Genomic DNA, 24,089 nt, shown 5'->3' with positions numbered 1-24,089 from the left:
ATAGCAACATAAAAAAATGGCCTGTCAGATCGACTATCCATCTTGGGAATGGATGTTGCCGTTATCTAACAGACCGTTTTAAGTTTTTTTATGAATCTATTAAGTTTACTTGCGCAATCTCCGGGAACTCAATGAGTGATGACCATTCTGCAAGAATGTACTGCGCGTATTCTTCATCTGTTCAATCCGTCGCTCAGCCAGACGATCTGCGGCAACATAGGTAGCGATGCCCTCGGTACGTGAGCTTTCGAATATTTTCTCCAGATTGGAATAGATCTCTCCGATCTTGCTCCACGCCCGATCCGCGTTATAACCGTTCAACTCATCCGCAATGTTAATTACACCACCTGCATTGATAACATAGTCAGGCGCATATACGATGCCCATATCATACAGCTGATCCCCATGACGGGTCTCCAACAGCTGATTATTGGCACAGCCCGCTACAACCTTTGCCTTGAGCGTTTTGAGCGTATCGTCATTAATCGTGCCGCCCAGTGCACATGGTGCATAGATATCACATTCCACACTCGTGATGTCTGCGGGATCAACTGCTGTTGCGCCGAAGCGGTCCACAGCCTGTTTCACCGAGTCCTTATGGATATCCGTAACGATCAGATGTGCACCTTCCTCATACAGATATTTGCACAGATGCATCGCCACATTGCCGACACCTTGGACCGCTATCGTTTTACCCTCCAGCAGATCGGTACCAAATGCTTCTTTGGCCGCTGCCTTGATCCCCCGATATACACCCCAAGCCGTTGCAGGCGATGGGTTACCGGATGAACCATAACTCGCGGAGATGCCTGTCACATAATCGGTTTCCTGATAGATCAAGTTCATGTCCTCTTCCGTTGTTCCCACATCTTCGGCCGTGATATAACGTCCGTTCAACCCTTGAATATATCGTCCAAACGCCCGAAACATCGCTTCGTTTTTGTCGCGCCGCGGATCTCCGATGATAACGGTTTTGCCACCGCCCAGATTCAGGCCGGATACCGCATTCTTATATGTCATACCACGGGCAAGGCGCAGGGCATCTTCAATGGCTGCTTCTTCTGAAGCGTAAGTCCACATCCGTGTGCCTCCCAGCGCAGGGCCGAGTGTTGTGTCGTGTATGGCGATAATTGCTTTTAACCCTGAATTTCGATCCTGGCACAGAACCAGTTCCTCATAATCGTGATGCTCCATTGCTTCAAACCAACTCATGTGCTAACCGTCTCCTCCAACCATTTTTGCGATCCAATCGCATTGTTCTCTATTCATTGACCATCCTCTATTGTACCCATGAATACCCAGTTTGTGCAAAATCACATCGCAATGTCAGAGAAGCATCGATCGATGTTTCTCATATGGCGGGAGCATAGCGGTCGAATTTCAGATTATAATTTTATCGTCTATCCATAGAAAAACCTCTCTCCCTTACAGGAGAAAGGTACACTTCCCTCAACTGCATCAACTTAATCGCCCCAAGTAGGCCACTTGATCATTCACATTTAAGGGAGCGTTTCGACCACATTGATTGGATGCAAATCGCCATCCACAGCGAATGAAGCCTGTCCTGTCTCCTCGGAGACAACCAACACAACCGCATCCGTCAATTCACTTAAACCCAATGCAGCCCGATGACGAGTGCCTATTTTTCGTTCATGCACTTCCGCTTGCGACAACGGCAGCACATTACCAGCGGATACAATTTGATTGCCACGAATCAACACAGCCCCATCATGCAGAGGTGCACCGGGAATAAATAGCGATTCCAGCAACGCATGCGTCACTCTTGCATCCACAGCCACACCTGAATGAATGATCGACTCCAACGGAATCTCCCGTTCAATCACAATCAACGCCCCATATCTCCGGTCAGATAGATGCTGTACGCTCGATGTTAATTCGGCAAACTTCTCGGTAAAAGGTGACAGATAACAATCCAGATAAAACGAAGAGGCGAGCACCTCGATTTGCTTGATTTCCGCTCGAATCTCTGCAAATTGCCCCAGCAGGCAGGCACTGTCATTGTCAAATCGGGATAACGTCAGATTCATACGCTCTGCTACACGATGGAGATCTGCCTTAAGCTTCTGCCTCATCGAGGAACTGTCACAGTCTGCTTGCTGGGTCATCATTCGCCGCCTCCTTGGTTGGGTTGGGCTTCACGCCGCATCATTAGTACCCATACCTTCCCCTCTGGAGCACATATTTATGCAATGGCGGGGCTGTAGGAGCTAATCACGAGCTTCATTGTAACTGATATAACAAGCAAAAAAAGAGCCTGTCCGCAAAACTCCACGGTCAGACCCTATTCGCATAATAATTTGATGTTTGTCTACTTTAATTATTGCGCTTTGCCGTATGAACCTGTCTTAAATGTAGTTGGATCATACCATTTGTACCCTGCCGCTGGTGCAGCCCATGGCTCAAGTTGCGGCTCGGTTGATGCGGCTGGAGCTTCGATAGGAAGCAGGCTTGTTGCCGTATCCAATGTCAATCCTGGCACTTGTGCCAGACTGGTGTAGCTCTCTTTGACCGCGAGCCATTTCACAGTATTCACAAGGAACGTTGCATCATCCACTTCTTTGAATCCATCATAGGTCTTCTTGGTAGCACCGGTCTCTTCACGCAAATATTTCGGAGTCGCGTCTTCTACAGGTGAAGAGTCACCGATAAATGCGGCTTTGCCTACACCAACCTTTGCAATGGCAGCATAGGCTCCTTCAGCTCGTCCACCACCATTGTATACGCCCTGGTCCACGGCATTGCCCCACTTGGATACACCACTTGGTACATAGACCAAGCCTTTGGCTTTGTTCGGGTCTATAATCGCAATGGTCGATCCCGCATGCATGGCTACAGAATTAACACCAGTCGTAATGCCGAAGGATTGTGCAGGTGCAACGATATCCGATGCATTTACATCTCCAAGGGCATTGTAGCGGAAACGGACACCAAAGTTCGTCGCGAGCCAGTCTGAACTCGTCACACTCTGCATCGCTGGTGATTCGGCTTCAGCCGAGGACATGCCTTTGGCCGGATTCAGGAAGGCACCGCGGCGATAGCCGTTAAATACTTCGGAAGAATCCCAGCGGTTTTTGTTGCGGTCTGCATTATAGTGGTCGGAGATGAAGAAGATACTTCCTCCGTTCTGCACGTACTGCACAAGCGCTGCCTGCTCAGTCGCTTTGAACGGCACGTTGGCTTCGCCGATGACAAAGACGTCGTAATCTTTCAATTTATTATAGGTGATAGCTTGCTCACCGAATGTATACGGGATGCTGCGTTCCAGCTGATCCACGGCAAAGCCTGCGTTTCGCAAACCATTGGCAAAATCCGAAAATGCCCCGTCAATAATCCAGTCGGCAGCACCTGCTGTCTGGGCGTGGGTATTATCAAACAATACTTTCTTGCCGGTACCGTCCGGCAGTGTTGTGCCCGGGTTTGGTTCTGGATCAGGATTGGTTGTTCCGGAGGAAAGTGTGATGGACGTTGGGTTTTTGACTCCTGCATAGCTGTTGTAGGCACCTAAGGTTCCGGTTACGATGATCTTTTTTCCTACAAGACTGGGGTTGGACGCCAATCCATATTGCGAACGGAAAGATGAGGGAATCTGTACATCCAATAATCTGGCGTTGGTCCGCTCTGACGCTGAATCCGCAATCAGAACATTAAAATCATTGGCATACGGAGATGTAAACTTCGCGGTAAGCGACCCGGTAGCATGTCCAACAATGATTCCTTCAACCGTTGCTGTTCCTCCACCGCTCTGGGCAGCGATGGCCTGAGATACCGTAAGTGGTGCTGCAGCTTGTACCGGACTTTGCGAACCCGGCCCCAGCAGTGCGGTTGCCATCATGATAAAGACCAGGAATGCCCCGATCCAGTGCTGCCATAACGCCTTCTTCATATTCCCTTTCTCCTCCTCCAAATTACCTGATAATGGGTTATCCTCCTTTAATTTAATTGTTCATATGCTGAATTCCTCTTTCTTTTTGTAAAGTTTATGAAAAAGTTTAGAAGTTGAGTCTATTGGCCCATACTGATTATCATTAGAATTCCATTTACCGAAGGAGTAAAACGATGATGAAGTTAATATTTTTGTTGCTCTTGTTGATTGTTCCGCTGATTATGGCTTATGTTGCTCTTCGTTCCCGCATGGTTACCCGAGTATTCCATATTCTTGCGCTACTCTGTTTCTACAGTGCGGCAACCGTCATCGCTGGTGATGTGTATGCGACGAATGCTCATATGACCACATTCACCACCGAAATTCACCATTTCCTGCTGAATGGCTGGTTCTTGTATCCGTCTGCATATCTCGGTGTATACATTCCCTATGTGCTGTGGGTGAGCCTATTTTCAGAAAAAAGTTAAATTCGATGCGGACTTGGGATTGCATTTTGCCAGCGTTCATTGCATAATGAATATATAAACATGATAATGATTATCATTCTTGAACTTGTCTCTTTGTAACTTTCTACTGCATATGATTTTACGATTTTATAGATAAAGGGGAACGAACATCGAATGAATACAACTCTGCAAAAGGCTGATCTGCAGCTTGACGATTATTTGGATCTTCTGAACCTGGCAACCAACCTGGGTGATACGAGATGGCAAAAGGAAATTATCCGTAAGCTGGCTTATACTTATCCCGCAGTTCAATGTAAACAACCACAATAGCATGCCACATACATCATAGATCTACATCAGGCTCATGACCGATTCATTCGTTGAATCTGTTATGGGCTATTTTTGTTGTACAATGGACAGTAAAGTTATTCAAACGTGAAGGAGTGAACAACGATGCAACTGGAGACTGACAGACTGATCATCCGGGAAATTCGGGAGACCGATTGGAAAAGTATACATAGCTACACATCCATGACAGAAGTTACTCAGCATACGGCATGGGGACCGAATACGGAAGAAGATACACGAGCATACGTGCAGTTTGTGTTGGACACACAGCAGGCACATCCAAGAAAGGGCTTTGAACTTGCAATATGTTTGAAAAGTGATGGAACTCTCCTTGGCGGAGTCGGTATTCACGTTATGGAGAAAACCAATGCAGAGATCGGCTATGTCCTTAATCCCACCTATCAAGGAAAAGGGTATGCCGCCGAAGCAGCCAGTGCTCTACTAGGCTTCGGTTTCAACGAACTCGGAATTCACCGGATTTACGCCAAATGTCGTCCGCATAACACTGCTTCGGAGAATGTCATGAAGAAGATTGGCATGCAGTGTGAAGGTCTGCTACGGGAGCACTGGTTCTACAAAGGTTCCTTTCATGACTCTGTGATCTATTCGATTCTCTCCAGTGAATATGCACATGAACAATTTCAAAGAAACACAAAAAGCTGACTCCCATATATGGGACGCCAGCTTTTTTTCTTTTACTCCGTAACGACCCCAATCGCCAATGGAGGTGAAGCCTCTGAACAAACTAATTTACAGTCGGCACAGCTCTACCGGACAGCTCGGGAACGTCGGACATCCGCACATACAGCGCAGGGCTGCCAGGTCTCGAATCATCAGTTTGCCGTCCATCATATCCAGCGTACCTTGTTCCTTCCATGCCCCCAGCATCCGCGTTACACTCTCCCGGGTAGCTCCAATCATCTCGGCAAGATCGGTATGGTTCAGCTTCATGTCCAGCACAATACCATCCGGTGTAACCCTGCCATACGAATTGCTGGCACGGATCAGTGTCGAAGCGAGCGCACCCGCCTTGCCATAGAGCAGCAAATCACGGAATCTCGACTGGGTGATCCGCTGCGACAGTGCCATCCATTGCAAGAATTTCAAGGCAAGGTCGCCATGTTTGCTGAGTATACTTTCCAGATCGCTAAGCGAGATAATGGCCAGTTCCCCTTTTTCCGCCATCTCTGCACTGTAGCTATGATTCAATCCTCCGATGCCGCCGAATTCACCGATGAGATCGCCGCTTTGCTGAATGGATAAAATAATTTCCTTGCCATCCTCCGTCGACTTGGTCATTTTCACTCGTCCCGAACGAATGTAGTACAGATATCCGGCTTCATCGCCTTCGAGAAAGAGACTATACCCCGACTTCACCCGTTTGGGCTGCATTTTTGCTTCAATCAGGCCCCATTGCTCAGATGTAACGAACGAAAGGATTCCGCCTGTTTCTCGTGTCATTTTGCCCGCCTCCGTTTGTTTCTGCTCTGCTCTCTGGGTTGTTCTTTCTACAAATACTGTACCCATAACCTTCGTCCCCCTCGGTGATTCCTTATGTATCCATCATACCGCGAAAGTAGCGCGAGGGTTATCGGGGGATTACCTGATCATTAACGAGAAACTCCCTGAATTTGCTGTGAGAAAAGTCACATTTCACCGATATGCCTCATCCTTCGCATTTCTTCAATCCCTTGGTGCACCTGATTCAGGAGTCCTCCACTGCCTAAGTTCAGTAGATTATAGAACGGAAATAGGGGTTTTCCCTGAATTACAACGTACGAGAAAGGGTCTACAATAGAATTAACATTGTAATACCCTTACTTTAAGATGATCCTGTTCAAAGGTTAATGATAATAATTACACGTCACGTACGTTATAATTTCGAAAAAGGAAGTGTCCTCTCATGCATGATGAACTGCCATCTGGCATTCAGGAGATGATCGACGGCCTGCGCCTGAACACATCCAGCGACTTCTGTGGACTTGCCTGTCTGAACGGGACGATGCTACGCTGGAAGTATACCTCTGGGGCTAGTAATGAACGGGTGAAACGCATGGAAATGCGCGCCGGACAAGATCTGGTGGGCACAGCCCTTCGGACTGGACGCACAGCCCGATCTGATGCACAATCCACCGGGGAGCATACACCCGGTCGTTGCCCGTTAATGCTTGCTGAGCGGCTGGTATGTGCCATAGCGGTACCTGTGTTCCAGGAAGGAAGCGTGCCTGGCGCCGTGCTGCTCGTTGGCAGCAGATTGCCTTGCACCTTCTCACCGGACATGATCCGGCAGACGGAGCAAGTCGCTCTACATCTTCAGCCAAAGGTGTTTGGATAACAACATCTGTCTTTAATATGGAAGAAGTCTTGTTATTTCCTTAGGGGAGTATCAAGGCTTTTTTTATTATAGTTATTTACAGCGGAGCAAGCCTTAGTCTGTTCACCTGTCTTCGCTCATCTGTATACATCGACGTCACTCACACAGATTGATATAATCGAGTCCATACATTCGTATATTCATAGATAGTATATACAGCTAAGGAGGCTACAGATATGTTTGTACTGACAACTGCCAGTGTTATTCCATGGGAATCCACACAGCACAACAGTACCATTTCCATAAAAACGCCTTCATTGGTTACCTGCACAGCGACGGTGGACTATAGATATGGTAATGAGCACGGTGTTTTACATAAAGGACAGTTACTTTTTCTACATCCCCAATGCTCCCTGGAGCTGATACATATCCCACCTTCTGCCTTCACCCTGTATCATATCGGTTTTCAGGATTATGCATTAACGGAAGAGAGTCCTGACAAACGTGTTTATGAGCTAACAACAGTGAACTTGCCCTCACATGGTTCGAAGACCGGAGCAAGTCCACAGGTTCTGCGAATGCTGGCAATCATCCAGGATCTTTCCGAAAAAAGGACAGGAAGTGTCCAGACCGAAGAAGCCAGGTCCCATTATCTGCTGAGTGAATTGCTTGAATTATTCAAGCTGGCGATTAAACCTTCTACAGAAATGGTAGACAGTATAATTCGTGAAGCACTTCGCTACATGAATCATCACTATGACAGTCATCTCACCCGTGAAGAACTCGCCAGATTAACCGGGTTTAATGCGAGCTACTTCTCCAGGTTCTTTCAAAAACAGGTTGGACGAAGCTTTCAAGCTCACTTGACCCGAGTTCGTATGGACAAGACAAAGCAATACCTGTTGTCCACGCATGCCACCTTAAATGAAATTGCGCTGCTTGTGGGATACTCCGATGGTTTATACTTAAGTCGAAAATTTAAGCAGTTTACTGGGATTAGTCCAAGTGAATACCGACTACAGCCCCGCGCAAGACGAATTGCTACCGTACAGTACACAGGAGATCTGTTAGCCTTAGGCGTTCAACCCATTGCCGCCTCATTCCTACCCTGGGCTATGTCACCGCTGATCCAAGACGAGTTGCATGATGTACTGGATTTGGATCAATATGGTGTGGAAGAAATCCTCCGAACTGAACCACCTGATCTGATCATCGCGCCAGATTATCTATACTATTTGCCCCATAAGCTCGAACAACTGGAACAGATTGCTCCGGTTATGGTCCTGCCATGGGACAAGTTAAATCGATTGGAGACCGTTCAACTTATCGGACGAATCATAGGTCGAGAGCAGGATGCCGAAGACTGGATAAGGCATTACACCGCACTGGTCAGCAGTGAAGCTGAACGGCTTGGGGCAGCAATCCAGCCTGATGAAACCGTTGGGTTATATGAACTCTGGGAAGATGGCACGATCTGTATCTGGAATGTAACCGCCAGAGCGGCATACAACGTCTATTATGGACTCAATCTTACACCTCCTCCCAGTATTCTGCGTGACATTCTGGAACCTAATAATCATCAGTTCATTCAGGAAGATCAATTGACGGAATATGCAGCAAACCATATGTTTCTCGTGCTTTCCTCACATGAAGGCGGTCTCTATCATGATGCAGAAGTTAAACTCAGGGAACGACCACACTGGGACAAGATTATGAATAACGGAAATAGCCGGATATATCCTCTCAAGTTGGAACAATTCTGGTGTAATGATGCGCTGGCTCTGGAAAAGCAACTTCAGCTTATGGTAGATATCCTGATTCGGGAGAATGGCGAAAAGAACAGGTAACCATTGTCCATGCTCAAGAGGTCACATTTTGAGATGGACGATACTTGTATCCAAAAGCTACGATATTAAGGAGGTTTTATTGAGAAAGATAATCATTATTGATTGGGGAGAAGCAGAATGACAGGGGTTAAATCAAAATGGTGGACTGGGCTTATGTTCCTGGTACTGGTGATTGGAATTATTGGCTGCTCAAGCCAAGTGGAAGAAACCACAGTAAATAAACCTTCCTCACCTGTTGCTACAGAAGAACAACCGGCAGACAGCGCCGCAAAAACGCAGGTCATATCCACCGTTAATGGAGACGTTGAAATACCCGCGAACCCACAGCGGATTGTGACACAGGGCTACCTCGCTGATTTTCTCGCACTTGGTATCAAACCAGTAGGCGCACCGGATTATGAGCTGGAAAGCCCTTATGTGCTTGATCTGGTTGAAGGCGTAGCAGACATTGGTCGTATCGACGGCGGTTCAGTCGAAAAAATTCTTTCGCTTGAGCCCGACCTGATCGTCACTGTAGGTGGAGATGAGAAGCTGAATGAGCAATATCGCAAAATCGCACCAACCCTCATCATCCCTTATGGTACATACGACAATGTGCATGAGGAAATCACTGCTTTTGGAGAAATCTTAAACAAACAAAAGGAAGCCGCAGACTGGTTGTCCCAATTCGAAGTAAAAGTGAAGTCAGCCAAGGACTCCATTCAAGGGTTGGTTCAGGAAGGTACGACTTTCTCCAACTTCAGTCTTTTTGGTAAGGATTGGTATATCAACGGAGATGGTGTCAACCGCGGTGGGCAAGCCATCTACCAACAACTCGGACTGAAAGCACCAGACATTGTACAAAAGGAACTGATTGATCAGGATAAAGATACTGTAACTGTATCCGAGGAGAAACTGGCGGATTATGCCGGTGATTATATTTTCCTGGATTTATCCAATGGTGGTTCGCTGGATGAAACATCACCCGTCTGGTCATCCCTGGACGCCGTGAAGAACAATCGAGTGTTCAAGCTGGATGGGGAACGGTTCTGGCCATATGATCCTCTTGCCGTGGAGGCACAAGTCCAGGAAATTGCCAATATGATTCAGGAACGTTTCGGCCAAACAGAACATTAAGGTTCAATGTTTCTATCCCACACGTTGAGTGAGAGAAGCTATTCGGAGATTAAAGCTCTGAATGGCTTCTTTTTTTGTTATGATATAGATAGAACTAAGGAAGCGGACAGGGGGAAATCATGTGATTCAACTATTAGTTGTAGACGACCATGTTGTCGTGCGTTCCGGGCTGATCGCCTTACTTGAAGGAAAGAATGATATACATATCGTTGGAGATGCCGCAGATGGCGATGAAGCCATTGCCAAGGCTCAAGAGTTGAAACCAGATGTGGTCTTAATGGATTTCAGCATGCCGCCAGGCAAAGACGGTCTGACCGCTACCGCTGAATTGAAGAAATTGATGCCAGATGTCTCCATTTTGATACTAACCATGCATGACGATGAAGAATATCTGTTCCGCGCCATCCACGCGGGAGCATCCGGATATATACTCAAAAGTGCGCCGCATGAAGAATTGCTTGCTGCGATTCGTTCCGTAGCAGAGGGTAGCGCCTATCTGTACCCCAGTGCGACCAAGCGGCTGATGAGTGAATACCTGGACAAAGCCAAACAGGAAAACGCCGGACCGTATGACACGTTATCCGAGCGGGAGAAAGAGATTTTGTCCTGGATTGCCAAAGGCTACGCCAACAAGGAAATCGCCGAACATCTGATCATCAGTGTCAAAACGGTCGAATCCCACAAAAGCAATCTGATGGAGAAGCTTGGCCTGCGTACACGACCGGAACTGGTGAAGTTCGCTATGAAAAAGGGGTTGCTGAACTTTGAGTAGTGCACGCAAGAACAGATTAAGTGGACTCGCAGACCAGCCCGTACGCCTCCTGCTGAACGAAATCGATAATCACATTACGGATAACGAATTTCGCAGCAGGCTGAAGGGTTCTCTGCATCAACTGAGTGATCTGAAATTTGCCTTGGATGAATCCTCCATTGTAGCCCTGACAGACCGCAAGGGTAAAATCCAGTATGTGAATGATAAATTCTGTGAAATCTCGCAGTATGAGCGCGAGGAACTGATCGGTAAGGATCATCGAATCATTAATTCTGGATACCATGGCAAAAGCTTTATGAAAAACCTGTGGGAGACGATATCCTCAGGTAAGGTATGGAACGGGGAAATTCTCAATCGTGCCAGAGATGGCAGTCATTATTGGGTCAACACCACCATCGTGCCTTTCCTTGATAACGACGGGGAGCCATATCAATACCTGGCTGTACGCAGTGAGGTCACCAAGCTGAAATCCGTCGAAGCCGAATTGCAAAAGATGATGTCCCAAGTGATGAACATTCAGGAAGAGGAACGACGCCGGATCTCGCGTGAACTGCATGACGGGATTGGACAGAGTCTCTTCTCTCTGGTGATTCAGATGGATCGCCTGCTGGCAGACCAGCCTCAACCGGGGGTTGAAGCACTTCGTAAACAGGTCACGGGTATCATGGAAGATGTACGCGGTATGGCATGGGAGCTGAGACCATCCGTTTTGGATGACCTGGGTGTTGTTCCGGCGATTCGTACGTATATCGAGAATTACACCCGTCACTACGGGATCGAAGTTGATCTGGAATGTAATTTGCGCAAACGACTGGAGATGAACCGGGAGATAGCCATCTACCGAATTATTCAGGAAGCATTAACCAATGTCGCAAAGTATGCCGATGTTGCCGAAGCACGTGTTACTATAGAAGACGCTGAGAACATGACGATGGTTATTATTGAAGACCAGGGTGCCGGATTTAGCGAAGCAACCGCTGGCAATGGCGTTGGATTGTTTAGTATGGAAGAGCGTGCCCGTGGTGCAGGAGGAACGTTGAGAGTTTCTTCCGAGCCTGGCGAAGGGACTACCGTTACCCTTTTACTGCCCAAGACAGCACAGGGATAACCCTACATGCTTCGTATCACACTTTGCGCTTCACTCCAGCTTATCTATTATTTAACGGCTGCTCGCTATTAGACTGTGCGAGTGGTCTTTTTATTTTCCGATTGGTCGAAATGACAAAATGAAGGCTCAAAATCGGTTAAATTCAATAATCATGATAAATAGATTGACTCCAGTTACGATTCGTCATTAAACTATGAATACCACATACACATTGTATGTTTAGTAAAATTTCATTGTTCATTTCATATAGCGAGAGAAAAGGATGGTCAACATGTCAGAGAAACGCTCCTCCAAAGGAGGAGAAATTCCACAAATGTACAATCTGGACGAGATGGATCGCAAAATCATCGCCGCGCTTCACCACAACAGCCGGATATCCTATACGGATCTGGGTACACAGATCGGGTTGTCACGTGTGGCTGTTCAGGCCCGCATTAATGCGTTATCCGAAAAAGGAATCATCGAACGCTTCACCGTTGTAATCAACCCTGGCAAGGTTGGGCTTCAGGTCTCGGCCTTTTTCAATGTCGATGTCGAACCGCCCTTCCTGGATGAAGTCGCTGAGAAACTGGATGAAGAGCCAGCCGTCACCAGCCTTTATCATATGACAGGCCCGAGTACCCTGCACATGCACGGTATTTTTGCGGATATGGAAGAGATGGAGCAGTTTTTGCTGGAGAAGCTCTATAAGATGCCGGGTATCGTCAAAGTGGAATCACAGCTATTGTTGAAACGTTATAAAAGCCGGATGGGCATGAGACTCTAGGAGGAAATCAGCATGGGTTGGAAAGATTACAACGGTCTCGTCATCGGAATGGTACGAACCGGAATTCTCGGATATGGCGGCGGCCCTTCGGTGATCCCGTTAATCCGTTACGAAGCCGTTACGCGTTACAAATGGGTCAGTGATGAGGAGTTCGGCGAGATTTTGGCTATCGCCAATGCCCTTCCGGGTCCCATCGCGACCAAAATGGCCGCATATCTCGGTTATAAAACCAAAGGTGTGCTGGGCGCGATCGTGTCTGTACTCGCTCATATTTTGCCGACAAGTATTGCCATTATTGCTCTGCTCGGTTCCATGTACGCGCTACGCGAGTCGAAAGTGGTAGCAGGCATGGTAGCCGCCGTAAGGCCAGTCATTTTTGTCATGCTGGGCATGATGGCTTATGAATTTGCCATGAAAGCCTGGAAGGGACTTGGTAAAGTTTTTGCCGCCCTATTCGGCGTAATTGCCTTTGTACTATTGCAGCTGCTGGATATCCATCCGGGGATTGTGATCGCGGTTTTCCTGGGATATGGTGTCTTCCATCTGGATCTGGTTCAGCGCTTCAAGTCCAAAGGCGAGTCCGATAAGGGGGTGTCCTAAGGATGCTCCAGACCTGGTGGGAATTATTTTGGGGATTTTTCGTAGCAAACATCTTGGGATATGGGGGCGGTCCGGCATCCATTCCGCTTATGCAGGAAGAGATTGTGAACCACTACCAATGGATGACCACCGAGCAATTCGGTGATGTACTAGCGATTGGTAACGCCCTTCCCGGCCCGATTGCAACCAAAATTGCTGCTTTTGTCGGGTACCACGTAGCAGGATGGTTTGGGGCATTTATCGCAAGTTTTGCCACAATCGTGCCTTCCGCAACCGCACTAATTATATTACTTCGTCTGTTGAACAAACATCGCACGTCACCAAAAGTCAAAGGTATGACTCTACTCGTACAGCCTGTTATCGCTGTACTCATGATTCTGCTCACATGGGAATTCGGGCAGCTGTCCACTGATTCCATCGGCATCTGGCAGACGTTGATCATTGCAGGCATCTCGCTCTGGGTCATGACCAAAACCAAGCTGCATCCGGCCATCCTGATCGTGATCGCTTTTGCCTATGGTGCGCTGGTACTGTCTCACACGATGTAGTTATAGAACATACAGGGAGCGTCACAGAATCTCTTGATACATCTGCAATGGGTGTATCAAGTGGTTCTGGGCGTTGGCGAATGGCTAGACTATTTTCATTTTCTAAGGAACTCAGGACGTCTTATTTGGTCTTTAGGTCCTCTTTATAAATTGTAAGGAATCTCAGACACGTTATATACCAAAATAACCTGACAAAAGCACTATAAAAGACTGTACTTTCCGATATAACGTGTCTCAGATTCCTTAGATTTCTGCAAACGCTCCAGACCCCTGAATAAGACGTTTCAGATTCGTTAGCGCTTGAAGACATGCCTAGTTTATAAACAAAAAACGGTGATACCAGCTATTAGCTGGCATCACCGTTTTTATTTCCACGTTTCACACTCACAGTTGAAAAATATCGTTTACTTTGCTTCAACCACTACCGTTACTTTGGTTTTCACACCTGCAAATGTCACCGTAATTGTTGCTTTACCTTTGCCGTTCGCCTGAATAATTCCATCTTTCACCGATGCTGTTGCAATACGGGAAGATTTCCAGAGAGCCGGTTTGGATACATTCGCTTCACTGCCATCAGCATACGTTGCAGTAGCCGCCACAGTTACCTTTTCACCAGGTTTCATGGTCAACGTTACTTTATCCGTCTGCAAATATTTCAGTGTATCCACATCTAGAGCAATCGTTACAGACTTGCTGCCGTATTTTGCTGTGATTTTGGCTTTACCTGAACCTGTAGCTTTGACTTTACCTTTGGTCACTTGAGCTACTTTGTAGCTGTTCGTTTTCCATTCAGCTTTGTCCGTAACATCACGCTCGCTACCGTCGCTCAAGAAGGCAGTTACCGTCAGATCAGCTGTATCGCCTGATTTCAGGGAAAGAACCGGCTCGGAAGCTTCAATACGTGTGATGACATCCACTTCAACTTGGATCGTCACTTTTTTGGAGCCGTATTCTGCTGTGATATTGGCTTTACCACTGCTGTTACCCGTAATCACGCCTTTTTTCACATCCGCTACACGTGCATTGCTGGATTTCCAGGTTGCTTCGGATGTAACATCCAACGTGTTGCCGTCCTCATCCGTACCTGTTAGAAGGATCGTCTGAGTTTCTTTGGCAGACAGAACAACGAAGTTCACATCTGCTTCCAGTCCACTAGCCATACCTACTTCAACAGGCAGAGTCAGTGTTTTGCCTTCAATCTTCGCGGTAATGGTTACTTTACCTGTAGCAACACCTGTGATAACCCCTTTGCTATCTACCTCAGCGATTTTGTCGCTGCTGCTGCTCCAAGTTGCATCTTCAGATACATCTTTGGATGTTTCACCATACAACGCCAGTACTTTGGCAGAAGTCGTTCCACCAACGGCTACCGATGCTTTCTTCTTGTCCATCTCATACTTGTCTGCTACGTCTACATTCACTGTGAATTTAACCGTTTTACCGCCATAAGCTACAGTGATCGTAGCCGTACCGGATTTGTATGCAATCAGATCGCCGTTTGATACATATACGACATCTGGATTGCTTGAAGTCCATGTTGCTTTGGAAGTTACATTTTCTGTACTGGCATCAATATATTCGGCATTGGCTATCAATGTCTTAGACTTGTTATCACCGGTAACACTCATGGCGAGCTTGTCATTTACATCTTTGATATCCAGATATCTTGCCGTATCTACATCTACAGCAATTTCTACAGTTTTTCCACTATAGGTTGCTTTGATCGTTGTTGAACCTGCGCTAATTGCTGTAATCTGCCCCTTGAATACCGTTGCAACTTTCTCGTTGCTGGATGTCCATGTCGCCTGATCCGTTACATTCACATCGCTGCTGGTTGGATAAGAAGCCGTTAATACGATATTGGCTGTATTCTTGTCCCCACCCAAACGGAAGAAAATACTTTGTTTCTCCACACTCAGCTTGCTGGTCAGATCCACATCCACGTCAACGGATACAGATTTCGTACCGTATTTGGCTGTGATCTTGGCAGAACCTGCCGAGTATCCTGTAATTTCGCCTTTGAGAACATCTGCGACCTTCTCATTGCTGGATGTCCACTCCGCCAGATCGGTTACATCTTTGGTTGTACCATCTGGATACGTAGCCGTCACTTTCACACTTTCACTTTTGTTCAACAGCAAGTTAACTTGCTGTTTATCTACATCTACACGTTTAACCACTTCAACGTTAACATCCACCGTCACGCTTTGGCTGCCAACTTTGGCTGTGATCACAGCTGTACCCGCGCTTTGTCCAGTTACTTTACCATTCACCACGGTAGCAACCTTCTCATCACTGGTAGACCATTCTGCAGTACTTGCTGCTTCATTATTTGTTTCATTGTCACTATACGTTGCTGTCAAAATAATTTCTTTTGTATCTCCCGTGCGTAAATCCAGACTTTGCACGTTTTTCGAAAGAGCTTTGACCTTCTTCGTTACTTTCACTTGAACAGTCTGACTCTGTCCCTGGTAAGCTGCCGTAATCGTCGCTTTACCTTCTTTTTTGGCCGTGATTGCACCATTATATACAGTTGCTATCGAAGTATCTTCGCTACTCCAGGTTGTACTAATCGTTACATTAGCCGAGGTATTGTCTGAATATACCCCTGTCACCGTAACAGACCCAGAATCACCAACTTCGAGCGACATCTCATTCTTGGAAACCACAATTTTGGACAGTTCTTTATCTGCCGCAGCGGCCAAGCCTACGTTGGAAATACTCAGCATCAACACCAGCATCATCACCATGTACTTGGTCAATCTTGGCTTTAACATCATTTCCCCCCGATTATCATCATTTTTTTCCTTATGTTTTATGTCGGCAAGTTCTTTGCAGATGTTTAGACTTTCAGGAAATTTTCAGGGAATTCTATGGAAATTAATTTATCTTCTATTCCTGTTTCAACCGATCATACCTGCGAATATTGCGCATACCTATGTATATTGGCAGTCTTGAACTTCTTTTAACAGGATTGGAGGAAACATAATGCATCAGCCTTTTGATTACATCGGGTATTGGGAGGAAACATATCGTTCGGGTGAAACTTCCGGGAGGGGTTCATACGGGGTTTTGGCTGAATTCAAGGCCGAGGTCGTGAACGGACTGATTCAACGTGAAGGGATTCATCGTGTCATTGAGTTTGGATGTGGGGATGGCAACCAGTTGCAATACATGAATTATGAGGACTACCTGGGCGTGGATGTAGCGGCTTCTTCCGTAAAGCGTTGTGCTTCCCAATTTGCCAAGGATTCGTCCAAGAGTTTCATGCTGTATACACCAGGCCTATGGATTAACCATGGTTTCCTGCAAGCCGATCTGACGGTCTGTCTCGATGTGTTATATCACATCACGGATGAAACGGATTTTCGTAATACCCTCTATGATATTCTGCACTCCTCAACAGCATGGGTGGTGCTTTACACCCGTTTGAAAGAAAACGGCAACCCGGGGATTGATACAATCCAGGATCGTAATCTGTTTGAATATCTCTTCGACTACCCTGATTTCAAAGTTCATGAGATTATTCCGCAGCGCTATCCAGATCAATCATCAGCCGACTTTGTCATCCTGAGACGTACACCTTCGAAGTGAAAATCGATTCTTTCAGTAGAGCTTAGCTAAGTCTGCACCCCAACTGGACCCGTAAGAATGAGTATTCATAGACCAGACATTCTTTTGTCTTCCTTCGATTACGTACACCATCCGCCTGTCCGCTCACCTTGATTTGTCTATTCAAAGCTCAAGCTTAGGTATACTCCTTCTCCAGTAGAGGGAATATCGTTCCTAATCCTGGAGACAGCCTTATGCGGACAGGTGATGATGGTTTGCTAATGATGCTACTGACAACTAAATACTGAATATATAACTGGTTAACTAGTTGAATCTAATGAAATAATTCGAAGGCTCACAACACTAATACCTTACTAATCCGTTCTCCCCTTCAGTTCTTCCAGCCCGTAGTTCTCAATTCTTCTTTTAAAATAACCCCGCATGTCCACGCAGCTTCGCCAGCGCTTCCATATAGAAATAATCGCCGTATATAATCGGCACATTCAGCCCTCGCCCTTCCGGGTAATGTACCGTTCCCTGCATGATCAGACCTTCTTCCGCTGCCGAGTCGCCAGAGCTATAGTGCTCATGCAACCCGCGGACGATACGTTCTCCCGCGGCAGCATAGGTCTCCCCGCGTGGCGACAGCTTCGCCAGCTCAATCAAGCCGCTCGCGGCAATCGCCGCAGCGGACGAGTCCCACGCCACCTGATGCTCCGCAGGTGCGCGGAAATCCCACATCGGCACGATCTCTTCGCCAAGCATGGCGAGGAAGAAATCGGCCGCACGCTCCGCTGTCTCCAGATATCGGGCTTCGCCCGTATACCGGAAAGACAGCGCAAACCCGTGCAACGCCCAGGCGGTGCCCCGCGCCCAAGCGGAACCTGGAGCATGGCCCTGTCCGCCATGCTCTCGCAGCTTCTGCCCCGTGTGTGGATCGAACTCCACCACGTGGCAGATGGACCCGTCCGCGCGGATGAATTCGCGCGCCACGGTGTCCGCGTGCGCTTCAGCCAGCCAACGGAAGCGCGGGTCGCCGCTCTGCTCGGATGCCCAGTAGAGCAGCGGCAGGTTCATCATGCTGTCAATGATGGCTACGCCGCGCGTATCCATTGCTGACGAGCTGAAGTTCCAGGCGCGGATGAACTCACCGCGCACGTGGAACCGGGCAGCGAGCAGGTTGGCGGCAAGCATGCCACGCCGCCGTCCATCCATGCTGCCCGTCTGGCGGTAGTTGGCTACGCCACTAAGCAGCCAGATGAACCCCAGATCGTGATCCACCGATTCGGGATCACGCAGACAACCCTCCAGTTGCCGCTCACAGCTTTCGGCAATGCGATGTAGCGAAGCCGCCGCTTCACTTTCAGGAGCATCCCCATAGACCAGCCATAACAATCCAGGCCAGAAACCTGCTGTCCACCATTCCGGATCATTCCGATCATACGTCCCTTGCGGGGCAATGTGCGGAAATGTATCCTTAATCCGCTTTGCATTCCGAATCGTCTTGGCAGCTCCCTGTTGCCACGCTTCCTCGAGCCATTTTACCGACGTTGATGTGTTCATGAACATATCCCTCCTCGATTCAATACCAGACATCTAAGCTTGATGCTCCAGCTCATCCTCAACTTATCTATAGCGTCGTATGCCGTAACTGCAATAGCTATCCGATAAATATCACTAATCATCCACGAATAACACTTTCAACTATGCTTCGAGCTGTTTTGAGATGTTTGAAGATCTAATGATCCTCAACCTGAACACCTTCAGTTAACCCCGCCCAATCGGATCGCAAATGACAACCTACGTGCTCCGTTCACTTCAATCCGGGCTTCCTTCAGTAAACCATTACGGGAGGCCACAGCCTGTTCCTCCAGATGAATTATGGCTCCCTGATCCAGCGCAGTGGATTCTACATACGCCCCTCGATACTCCGTTCGTACGCTATGATCCGTATGGGTAATCACCGCCTGTTCACGACCATCATGGAACATCAACGGAATGAGTGCCCCTGCTGCAGCGATCTCTCCTTCGAATTCATACGTTATAGTCAGCACATCCGCCTGTTGTACATAATGGGTAAGCAATGTTTTAATTCCGGGTAATGGACCGACCCATGTCACGGCAAAAGCATTCTCCAAGGCGTTCACGCCATCTTCTGCCGCTCTTTCCTCCAGATGCTGCTCCACTTGGTTCCGTGTATCATGGTCCACCTTCTCATACACAATGGAACCACCTCCCTGAGCAGGGTCTAATCCAACATCCCGATCATATGCACCACCGGATGGAATCCCCTCTGCAAGACTGTGCCATACCCCATCTGGTGTCTTCCAGGTAGGACAGTAACTGAGCGGACGAACCGCCCCTTCGGCAAATTCCGTAAACCCGGCCTGCACATGGCTGGCAGCGGACGGACCAATCAGACCAGGTAACCCCATCTGTTGAATCCGTACCAAACCAGGAATCGTATACGGATCATTCATCGCCGTGTGTAATACCAGTTGCTGACCAGGTATGGAAGCAATCACAGTTTCAAACCACCCATCGGTCTGCAAAACCCTGCTGCCTAACTCGGAAGGAAGGTATACTTCGCTCACATCGTCTCCCGGATCACTGAGACAAGCGTGAGCAAGCGCTGCTGCCGTCCACAGGTTGTAACAGGTGTGGTTGGTATAGATTTCATACCCGTGCCGATCTTCTGGCGCGTATTCATTGCGCACGATTTTCAAGCGTCCATCATCCATCTTCCAGCGCTCCACAGCAGCAAAACACCGATTGGCCGCACGTGCAAAAGCACCCGCCATCACCGGATCTCCCGCATCCAGAGCCTGCGTTCCATGTGTAGAACATACATAAGCTGCGGCAGCTTCATTCCACTGATGCTGGGAGCTGCGACCACGGGGTGGAATCTCACCTAGCGGCGAGAGCGAAAGTAACGAGCTGAAGGCACCATGGCGCAGCTGCTCACGTAACGTATCGGCAGTGGTTCCCTCGTAACCTGCTTCGAGCATCACCCCAAGGTGATAACGGGTGGCAATATCATAGGAAAATGGACAATTCGGGCGGTCCAGCGGTCCATCCTGATACAACCCAAGGGCTGTAAACCGGGGTAGATGATAGGCTTCCAGATATCGATCCATCCACGCAGTACCCTCATTCGCCAGCTGTTCATGCCACCGCAGATATTCGCCAGAGATCATAATGGCGTTCCAGTTAATCATGCGATTGGGATTGTTCATCTTGCTCATCGTAAATACATAATCTTGTTCAGGACTGATCGTCTTGAGTGCCTCAGCCCAGATCTGTGCTTGTTCAGGCAGGTGTGGTTTCAACAACATATAAGCTCTCATCATGAGCACCGGAAAAAAATCAGGGTGATTGTCTGGTGCGCTACCATTGACTACGGCATCAATGCTCTGTGACAGGGCTATTGCTGCCGATTGGAGCAAATCTGTACGCCCTGCATCAACCAGAACTGCCGCAGCCATCGCATAGGCCGGTGTAGAATAATATCTCTCCACACCCGAGAACGGGTCGATAATTGCACCCTGGCTGTCCTGATATGGTGTGTAAGCGCGAACAACACTTTCAACAAGTGCCAACTTGCGCTCCCTATTCCAGCCGTCTGCCGGAGGGCGGCCCGCTTGTTCTGCCAATGTACGGTAATGTTCGAGTTCATCTTTCCATGGATATGTGGACGCAGATGTATATTTACTCACGCATGCTCACCTCGGTTTCTTCCATTTTCGGTTCAATGATGAAGCGTACCTCACATACCGTTTCAAGCGAATTAGGGCGTTCTGTCCGAACATCTGTCTCATCAATTGCACCTGTCCATGATAGTGACGTCCGATAGAATGTGACTGGAACATTTCCATGATCAACTGTGTTCATAACCTCCGTAAAAACCTGCCACTGGTTCGCATCATACGTCATATGGACCGTTCCATGTATGCCTTGCCAGCGAAGGTTACCGCTCTTCACCACCTCAGGTTGTACTCTGCTCATCCAGCGCTCCACTACGCTCGAACATCCTGCATCTGAATCATCCACCGAAGAGAATCGTTCTGCCGAAGACACCACCCTGCTCTTCCATTGAAAACGGTCAATCAGACGCAATTCTGCTCGATCTCTACTACCGTCAGGAGAAATTTTCCAATGAAATTGGCGCGTATACCGAGCCAGTGAAGCAGCCCCAGGGTATGCGGATGTCAGATCTAAAGTAGTATCCAGCTCACCGCCACCCTCTGCCAGCTTTGCCTCTAACACATGGGCTTGCGCTTGCCGACCGGAGCATTGCTCCTGGCCTTCAATGAGCGGAACGTTATGACCGGATGACGAGATGTGGAACAGCTGCTCTCTGCCTGGCGCAAAATACGCTTGGGTATACAACCCTGCTCCTGGATCACACAGAATATTCTCACCACCGCAATGGATAATGAACTGCCCCAGATCATTATGGTTGTGAGGTTCATCGTTATGCCCGCCTTTAATGGAAATAGCCACATGAAGGGGTGCGCCGTTCGCATGTTTTGTATCCGGAGAATCGAACGATCCTTTTGCAATCATCCAGCACAGATTTTGAAAAATAAATCCCCGTTCAGCCTGCGCAGAGGCACCTTCATCACCATACACTGCCGGATCGCTCCACATCACGTTCCGCAACAGATGAGCCCAGCGATGACAGGGATCATCGGTAAGCAGTGGGATATGAAGCGGCAAATCCACCTGCAACCCAAATCGGGATGCGAGCAGGGAAAGCAATCCGGAAGGGATCTCTTCCTGCTCGGCACTGTCCGAATAATTTACGAATGTTCCACCTGACAAATGAACTCGCAGCGGGAAGGCTGAGATAGCTGTTATTTTGGAACCCGTCAGCAGATCTAGTTCGCCCTCACTGTACTCACGAAGCATCTCGGCATAATAGGTGAAATAACCAAATCCATATACCCAATATCCAATGCCTTCGGCACAGCCGCCATCCTCGCCATATCCGCTCAAGAATGCGTTCATACAGCTGACCGTATGGGAGATCGATTCCTGTAGTGTGGACTCATCCTCGAGCAGCAACAATGCGGCCATGCCACAGCACCCACCACAGACCGCCGACCAGTTGTGATCCGCTGTCTGCCAGTGCAACTTCCGTTGCTCCCGGTAAAGCGGAGTGAAGATTCGCCGTTCTGCTTCAGACCTGATCCGTTCTATGACAAGGCGATCCAGCCGCTCGGCGTAAATGTTCACAATCTCGGCCAGCATATGTACTGTCTCTGCGGCGAACAGATCGATGTTCCCATTCACCTGGTTGACCTCTCCCATACCCAGATGCGCGGGCAAACACCACGTATACTCACCACACACGTCCCACAATATTTCTTCCAGCGCCTGCAGTGCATCCGGCCTAGCTGTGTCTAATGCGAGCATCGCCACAGCAGCAAGTCTGCCCCTTCGATCGAAATAAGCCTCTTCATAGGCTTTTCGCTCACCCCTATCGCTGAACTGTCGATATAGACGGAACGACAAGGAAGGCATGGGTTCTTTCAAGGCACGTTCACCGTAAGCCTTCAAGTCTGTGTATAACGTAGCCAATTCAGGCCGGGATAACTTCTCCAAGAGTCTGTCGGCACTTAAGGAACTCAATGCTCTGCTCTCAGTACCACGTTGGTTTATATTTTCATTTTCGACTTCGTGAATGGAATCTTCCATTGGATTCACCACTCTTCGTTAATGGATTGTCATGCCCATATTATAATGTAATCGATTTCATTTTACCGGATATGATAGCATTTTTGAAGAATTATCCATTAGAACCCTTTCCACGACGTTACTTCCTTCTCCTTCCTAACCAAAAAAAACGAAGAACCTTCGTCAGGTTCTCCGTTGCATTCTGCCTGTCACCACAGGCTTTTTATGGTTATCTCATATTCTTAACTATCTTATATCCTCAACTGATCTTGAATACCTATAATGCCGCTGCCCATATCGCAACTGTCCGCTGTTGTTATTACACAATCGCAAGCGAAGAATTCTGTACAACAGACAACCATTGGCGTGCAATCAGCTCATGACCTGCTGCGGTTGGGTGTACGCCATCCCATAACCAGTACGCTGCATCCGCCTGTTTCAGAGCATCATTAAACGTCTGCTGCAATGGCACCCACACAGCTCCAAATTCTTCAGCAAGACCTTGAGCCAGTTTCTGATATTGACCGATATACTCTTCCCAGGCTTCCCATTTCTCCGCAGTTGCTCCGGTTCTCAGAATAAACGGCTCTATCAAAATCAGCCCCGTATCCGGCATCACTTCCCGAGTTTCTTCAAGCAAATGGCGATACGCCCGTCCGAAACGATCCGTTACCCCGCTAGGTTCACCATTCATCGTGCGCCAGGCATCATTAACCCCAATCAGGATGCTGATCAGATCCGGTTTTAGACTAATGGTATCCTCATTCCAGCGTGCGTACAGATCGGATGCCCGATCCCCGCTGATGCCTCTGTTATAGAAGGTCTTTTGCTTGCCCGCCAGTTCCATACCCAGTTTGCTGGAGATCAGATACGCATATCCGTGTCCGAGAAAATGATTTGGATCATCATTACGTGATCTTCCCCCATCTGTAATCGAGTCTCCCTGAAACAATATAACGGATGGACTTGTACTCATGATTGAAATCGTTCCTTCCTCTTGTGCAAAATGGAAACACTGAACACCTCAGTCTCCATTTTATCCCTTTCGGTCACAATAGAAAATAGCGTTTTCATCACTGAGGGTCGCCA

The 24,089-nt window shown here is 48.0% G+C and carries 21 protein-coding genes; 12 read left to right on the top strand and 9 right to left on the bottom strand.

The window, feature by feature from the left end:
- Positions 1 to 105: 105 nt before the first annotated feature.
- The 3 genes from C161_RS23070 to C161_RS23060 all read right to left on the bottom strand — a co-directional run bounded on the left by C161_RS23070 (position 106) and on the right by C161_RS23060 (position 3,853).
- Positions 106 to 1,212 (bottom strand): Glu/Leu/Phe/Val family dehydrogenase, encoded by a 1,107-nt coding sequence (locus C161_RS23070; protein WP_036673078.1) that lies wholly within the window; start codon positions 1,210 to 1,212, stop codon positions 106 to 108.
- Between the two features lie 287 nt (positions 1,213 to 1,499).
- A complete protein-coding gene (gene cdaS, locus C161_RS23065) occupies positions 1,500 to 2,129 on the bottom strand; it encodes a sporulation-specific diadenylate cyclase CdaS (RefSeq protein WP_036673077.1) in 630 nt (209 codons plus the stop codon).
- A gap of 209 nt (positions 2,130 to 2,338) precedes the next feature.
- The gene (locus C161_RS23060) at positions 2,339 to 3,853 is read right to left on the bottom strand and encodes a DUF6359 domain-containing protein (protein ID WP_235193913.1); all 1,515 of its coding nucleotides are present in this window, start codon (positions 3,851 to 3,853) and stop codon (positions 2,339 to 2,341) included.
- A gap of 224 nt (positions 3,854 to 4,077) precedes the next feature.
- On the opposite strand from C161_RS23060, the gene C161_RS23055 reads away from it, so the two are divergent.
- The 3 genes from C161_RS23055 to C161_RS23050 all read left to right on the top strand — a co-directional run bounded on the left by C161_RS23055 (position 4,078) and on the right by C161_RS23050 (position 5,361).
- Positions 4,078 to 4,371 (top strand): hypothetical protein, encoded by a 294-nt coding sequence (locus tag C161_RS23055; protein WP_036673074.1) that lies wholly within the window; start codon positions 4,078 to 4,080, stop codon positions 4,369 to 4,371.
- A gap of 153 nt (positions 4,372 to 4,524) precedes the next feature.
- Positions 4,525 to 4,680 (top strand): hypothetical protein, encoded by a 156-nt coding sequence (locus C161_RS32815; protein ID WP_017691064.1) that lies wholly within the window; start codon positions 4,525 to 4,527, stop codon positions 4,678 to 4,680.
- Between the two features lie 123 nt (positions 4,681 to 4,803).
- Positions 4,804 to 5,361, top strand: a complete 558-nt coding sequence (locus tag C161_RS23050; RefSeq protein ID WP_036673069.1) for a GNAT family N-acetyltransferase — start codon at positions 4,804 to 4,806, stop codon at positions 5,359 to 5,361.
- Positions 5,362 to 5,448: 87 nt separating this feature from the next.
- Here the strand turns inward: C161_RS23050 and C161_RS23045 are convergent, their stop codons facing one another.
- On the bottom strand, positions 5,449 to 6,225 hold the full coding sequence (locus tag C161_RS23045; protein WP_235193905.1) for a Crp/Fnr family transcriptional regulator: 777 nt from the start codon (positions 6,223 to 6,225) through the stop codon (positions 5,449 to 5,451).
- A gap of 376 nt (positions 6,226 to 6,601) precedes the next feature.
- Here C161_RS23045 and C161_RS23040 point away from each other — a divergent pair, with 376 nt between their 5' ends.
- The 8 genes from C161_RS23040 to C161_RS23005 all read left to right on the top strand — a co-directional run bounded on the left by C161_RS23040 (position 6,602) and on the right by C161_RS23005 (position 13,769).
- A complete protein-coding gene (locus C161_RS23040; protein WP_051449899.1) occupies positions 6,602 to 7,033 on the top strand; it encodes a GAF domain-containing protein in 432 nt (143 codons plus the stop codon).
- Between the two features lie 215 nt (positions 7,034 to 7,248).
- Positions 7,249 to 8,859: an AraC family transcriptional regulator gene (locus tag C161_RS23035; protein ID WP_036673067.1), complete on the top strand. Its 1,611-nt coding sequence runs from the start codon at positions 7,249 to 7,251 to the stop codon at positions 8,857 to 8,859.
- Positions 8,860 to 8,976: 117 nt separating this feature from the next.
- A complete protein-coding gene (locus C161_RS23030; RefSeq protein WP_036673066.1) occupies positions 8,977 to 9,975 on the top strand; it encodes an ABC transporter substrate-binding protein in 999 nt (332 codons plus the stop codon).
- Between the two features lie 121 nt (positions 9,976 to 10,096).
- Positions 10,097 to 10,747, top strand: a complete 651-nt coding sequence (locus C161_RS23025; protein WP_017691068.1) for a response regulator — start codon at positions 10,097 to 10,099, stop codon at positions 10,745 to 10,747.
- Positions 10,740 to 11,855 carry a PAS domain-containing sensor histidine kinase gene (locus tag C161_RS23020; RefSeq protein WP_036673065.1) on the top strand — a complete coding sequence of 372 codons (1,116 nt, stop codon included), beginning with the start codon at positions 10,740 to 10,742 and terminating at the stop codon, positions 11,853 to 11,855. Before C161_RS23025 ends, C161_RS23020 begins: the two co-directional genes overlap by 8 nt.
- Before the next feature lie 271 nt (positions 11,856 to 12,126).
- Positions 12,127 to 12,621, top strand: a complete 495-nt coding sequence (locus C161_RS23015) for an Lrp/AsnC family transcriptional regulator (RefSeq protein ID WP_036616550.1) — start codon at positions 12,127 to 12,129, stop codon at positions 12,619 to 12,621.
- A 12-nt stretch (positions 12,622 to 12,633) separates the two neighbouring features.
- On the top strand, positions 12,634 to 13,221 hold the full coding sequence (locus tag C161_RS23010; RefSeq protein ID WP_017691071.1) for a chromate transporter: 588 nt from the start codon (positions 12,634 to 12,636) through the stop codon (positions 13,219 to 13,221).
- A 2-nt stretch (positions 13,222 to 13,223) separates the two neighbouring features.
- Positions 13,224 to 13,769: a chromate transporter gene (locus tag C161_RS23005; RefSeq protein ID WP_017691072.1), complete on the top strand. Its 546-nt coding sequence runs from the start codon at positions 13,224 to 13,226 to the stop codon at positions 13,767 to 13,769.
- Between the two features lie 404 nt (positions 13,770 to 14,173).
- Here C161_RS23005 and C161_RS23000 read toward each other — a convergent pair whose 3' ends face one another.
- Positions 14,174 to 16,546, bottom strand: coding sequence for an Ig-like domain-containing protein (locus tag C161_RS23000; RefSeq protein WP_051449898.1), 2,373 nt, complete (start codon positions 16,544 to 16,546; stop codon positions 14,174 to 14,176).
- A gap of 211 nt (positions 16,547 to 16,757) precedes the next feature.
- On the opposite strand from C161_RS23000, the gene C161_RS22995 reads away from it, so the two are divergent.
- The gene (locus tag C161_RS22995) at positions 16,758 to 17,363 is read left to right on the top strand and encodes a methyltransferase domain-containing protein (protein WP_036673060.1); all 606 of its coding nucleotides are present in this window, start codon (positions 16,758 to 16,760) and stop codon (positions 17,361 to 17,363) included.
- Positions 17,364 to 17,747: 384 nt separating this feature from the next.
- Here the strand turns inward: C161_RS22995 and C161_RS22990 are convergent, their stop codons facing one another.
- The 4 genes from C161_RS22990 to C161_RS22975 form a co-directional block, all read right to left on the bottom strand.
- Positions 17,748 to 18,884, bottom strand: coding sequence for a glycoside hydrolase family 88 protein (locus C161_RS22990; protein WP_036673058.1), 1,137 nt, complete (start codon positions 18,882 to 18,884; stop codon positions 17,748 to 17,750).
- 200 nt (positions 18,885 to 19,084) lie between these two features.
- Positions 19,085 to 21,037, bottom strand: a complete 1,953-nt coding sequence (locus tag C161_RS22985) for a hypothetical protein (protein ID WP_036673056.1) — start codon at positions 21,035 to 21,037, stop codon at positions 19,085 to 19,087.
- Positions 21,030 to 23,021 (bottom strand): heparinase II/III domain-containing protein, encoded by a 1,992-nt coding sequence (locus C161_RS22980; protein ID WP_051449897.1) that lies wholly within the window; start codon positions 23,019 to 23,021, stop codon positions 21,030 to 21,032. The genes C161_RS22985 and C161_RS22980 overlap by 8 nt, the downstream gene beginning before the upstream one ends.
- A gap of 298 nt (positions 23,022 to 23,319) precedes the next feature.
- A complete protein-coding gene (locus tag C161_RS22975) occupies positions 23,320 to 23,976 on the bottom strand; it encodes an SGNH/GDSL hydrolase family protein (RefSeq protein WP_051449896.1) in 657 nt (218 codons plus the stop codon).
- Positions 23,977 to 24,089 lie beyond the last annotated feature (113 nt).

The organism is Paenibacillus sp. FSL R5-192 (genome assembly GCF_000517845.1).
Lineage (GTDB): Bacteria > Bacillota > Bacilli > Paenibacillales > Paenibacillaceae > Paenibacillus > Paenibacillus amylolyticus.
This window is presented reverse-complemented; position numbering and strand designations above follow the sequence as displayed.

Excerpts from the sequence above, each read along its gene's own strand:
- C161_RS23070 (WP_036673078.1), bottom strand. The coding sequence starts at position 1,212 with ATGAGTTGGTTTGAAGCAATGGAGCATCACGATTATGAGGAACTGGTT.
- cdaS (WP_036673077.1), bottom strand. The coding sequence starts at position 2,129 with ATGATGACCCAGCAAGCAGACTGTGACAGTTCCTCGATGAGGCAGAAG.
- C161_RS23060 (WP_235193913.1), bottom strand. The coding sequence starts at position 3,853 with ATGATGGCAACCGCACTGCTGGGGCCGGGTTCGCAAAGTCCGGTACAA.
- C161_RS23055 (WP_036673074.1), top strand. The coding sequence starts at position 4,078 with ATGATGAAGTTAATATTTTTGTTGCTCTTGTTGATTGTTCCGCTGATT.
- C161_RS32815 (WP_017691064.1), top strand. The coding sequence starts at position 4,525 with ATGAATACAACTCTGCAAAAGGCTGATCTGCAGCTTGACGATTATTTG.
- C161_RS23050 (WP_036673069.1), top strand. The coding sequence starts at position 4,804 with ATGCAACTGGAGACTGACAGACTGATCATCCGGGAAATTCGGGAGACC.
- C161_RS23045 (WP_235193905.1), bottom strand. The coding sequence starts at position 6,225 with ATGGGTACAGTATTTGTAGAAAGAACAACCCAGAGAGCAGAGCAGAAA.
- C161_RS23040 (WP_051449899.1), top strand. The coding sequence starts at position 6,602 with ATGCATGATGAACTGCCATCTGGCATTCAGGAGATGATCGACGGCCTG.
- C161_RS23035 (WP_036673067.1), top strand. The coding sequence starts at position 7,249 with ATGTTTGTACTGACAACTGCCAGTGTTATTCCATGGGAATCCACACAG.
- C161_RS23030 (WP_036673066.1), top strand. The coding sequence starts at position 8,977 with ATGACAGGGGTTAAATCAAAATGGTGGACTGGGCTTATGTTCCTGGTA.
- C161_RS23015 (WP_036616550.1), top strand. The coding sequence starts at position 12,127 with ATGTCAGAGAAACGCTCCTCCAAAGGAGGAGAAATTCCACAAATGTAC.
- C161_RS23010 (WP_017691071.1), top strand. The coding sequence starts at position 12,634 with ATGGGTTGGAAAGATTACAACGGTCTCGTCATCGGAATGGTACGAACC.
- C161_RS23005 (WP_017691072.1), top strand. The coding sequence starts at position 13,224 with ATGCTCCAGACCTGGTGGGAATTATTTTGGGGATTTTTCGTAGCAAAC.
- C161_RS23000 (WP_051449898.1), bottom strand. The coding sequence starts at position 16,546 with ATGTTAAAGCCAAGATTGACCAAGTACATGGTGATGATGCTGGTGTTG.
- C161_RS22995 (WP_036673060.1), top strand. The coding sequence starts at position 16,758 with ATGCATCAGCCTTTTGATTACATCGGGTATTGGGAGGAAACATATCGT.
- C161_RS22990 (WP_036673058.1), bottom strand. The coding sequence starts at position 18,884 with ATGAACACATCAACGTCGGTAAAATGGCTCGAGGAAGCGTGGCAACAG.
- C161_RS22980 (WP_051449897.1), bottom strand. The coding sequence starts at position 23,021 with ATGGAAGATTCCATTCACGAAGTCGAAAATGAAAATATAAACCAACGT.
- C161_RS22975 (WP_051449896.1), bottom strand. The coding sequence starts at position 23,976 with ATGAGTACAAGTCCATCCGTTATATTGTTTCAGGGAGACTCGATTACA.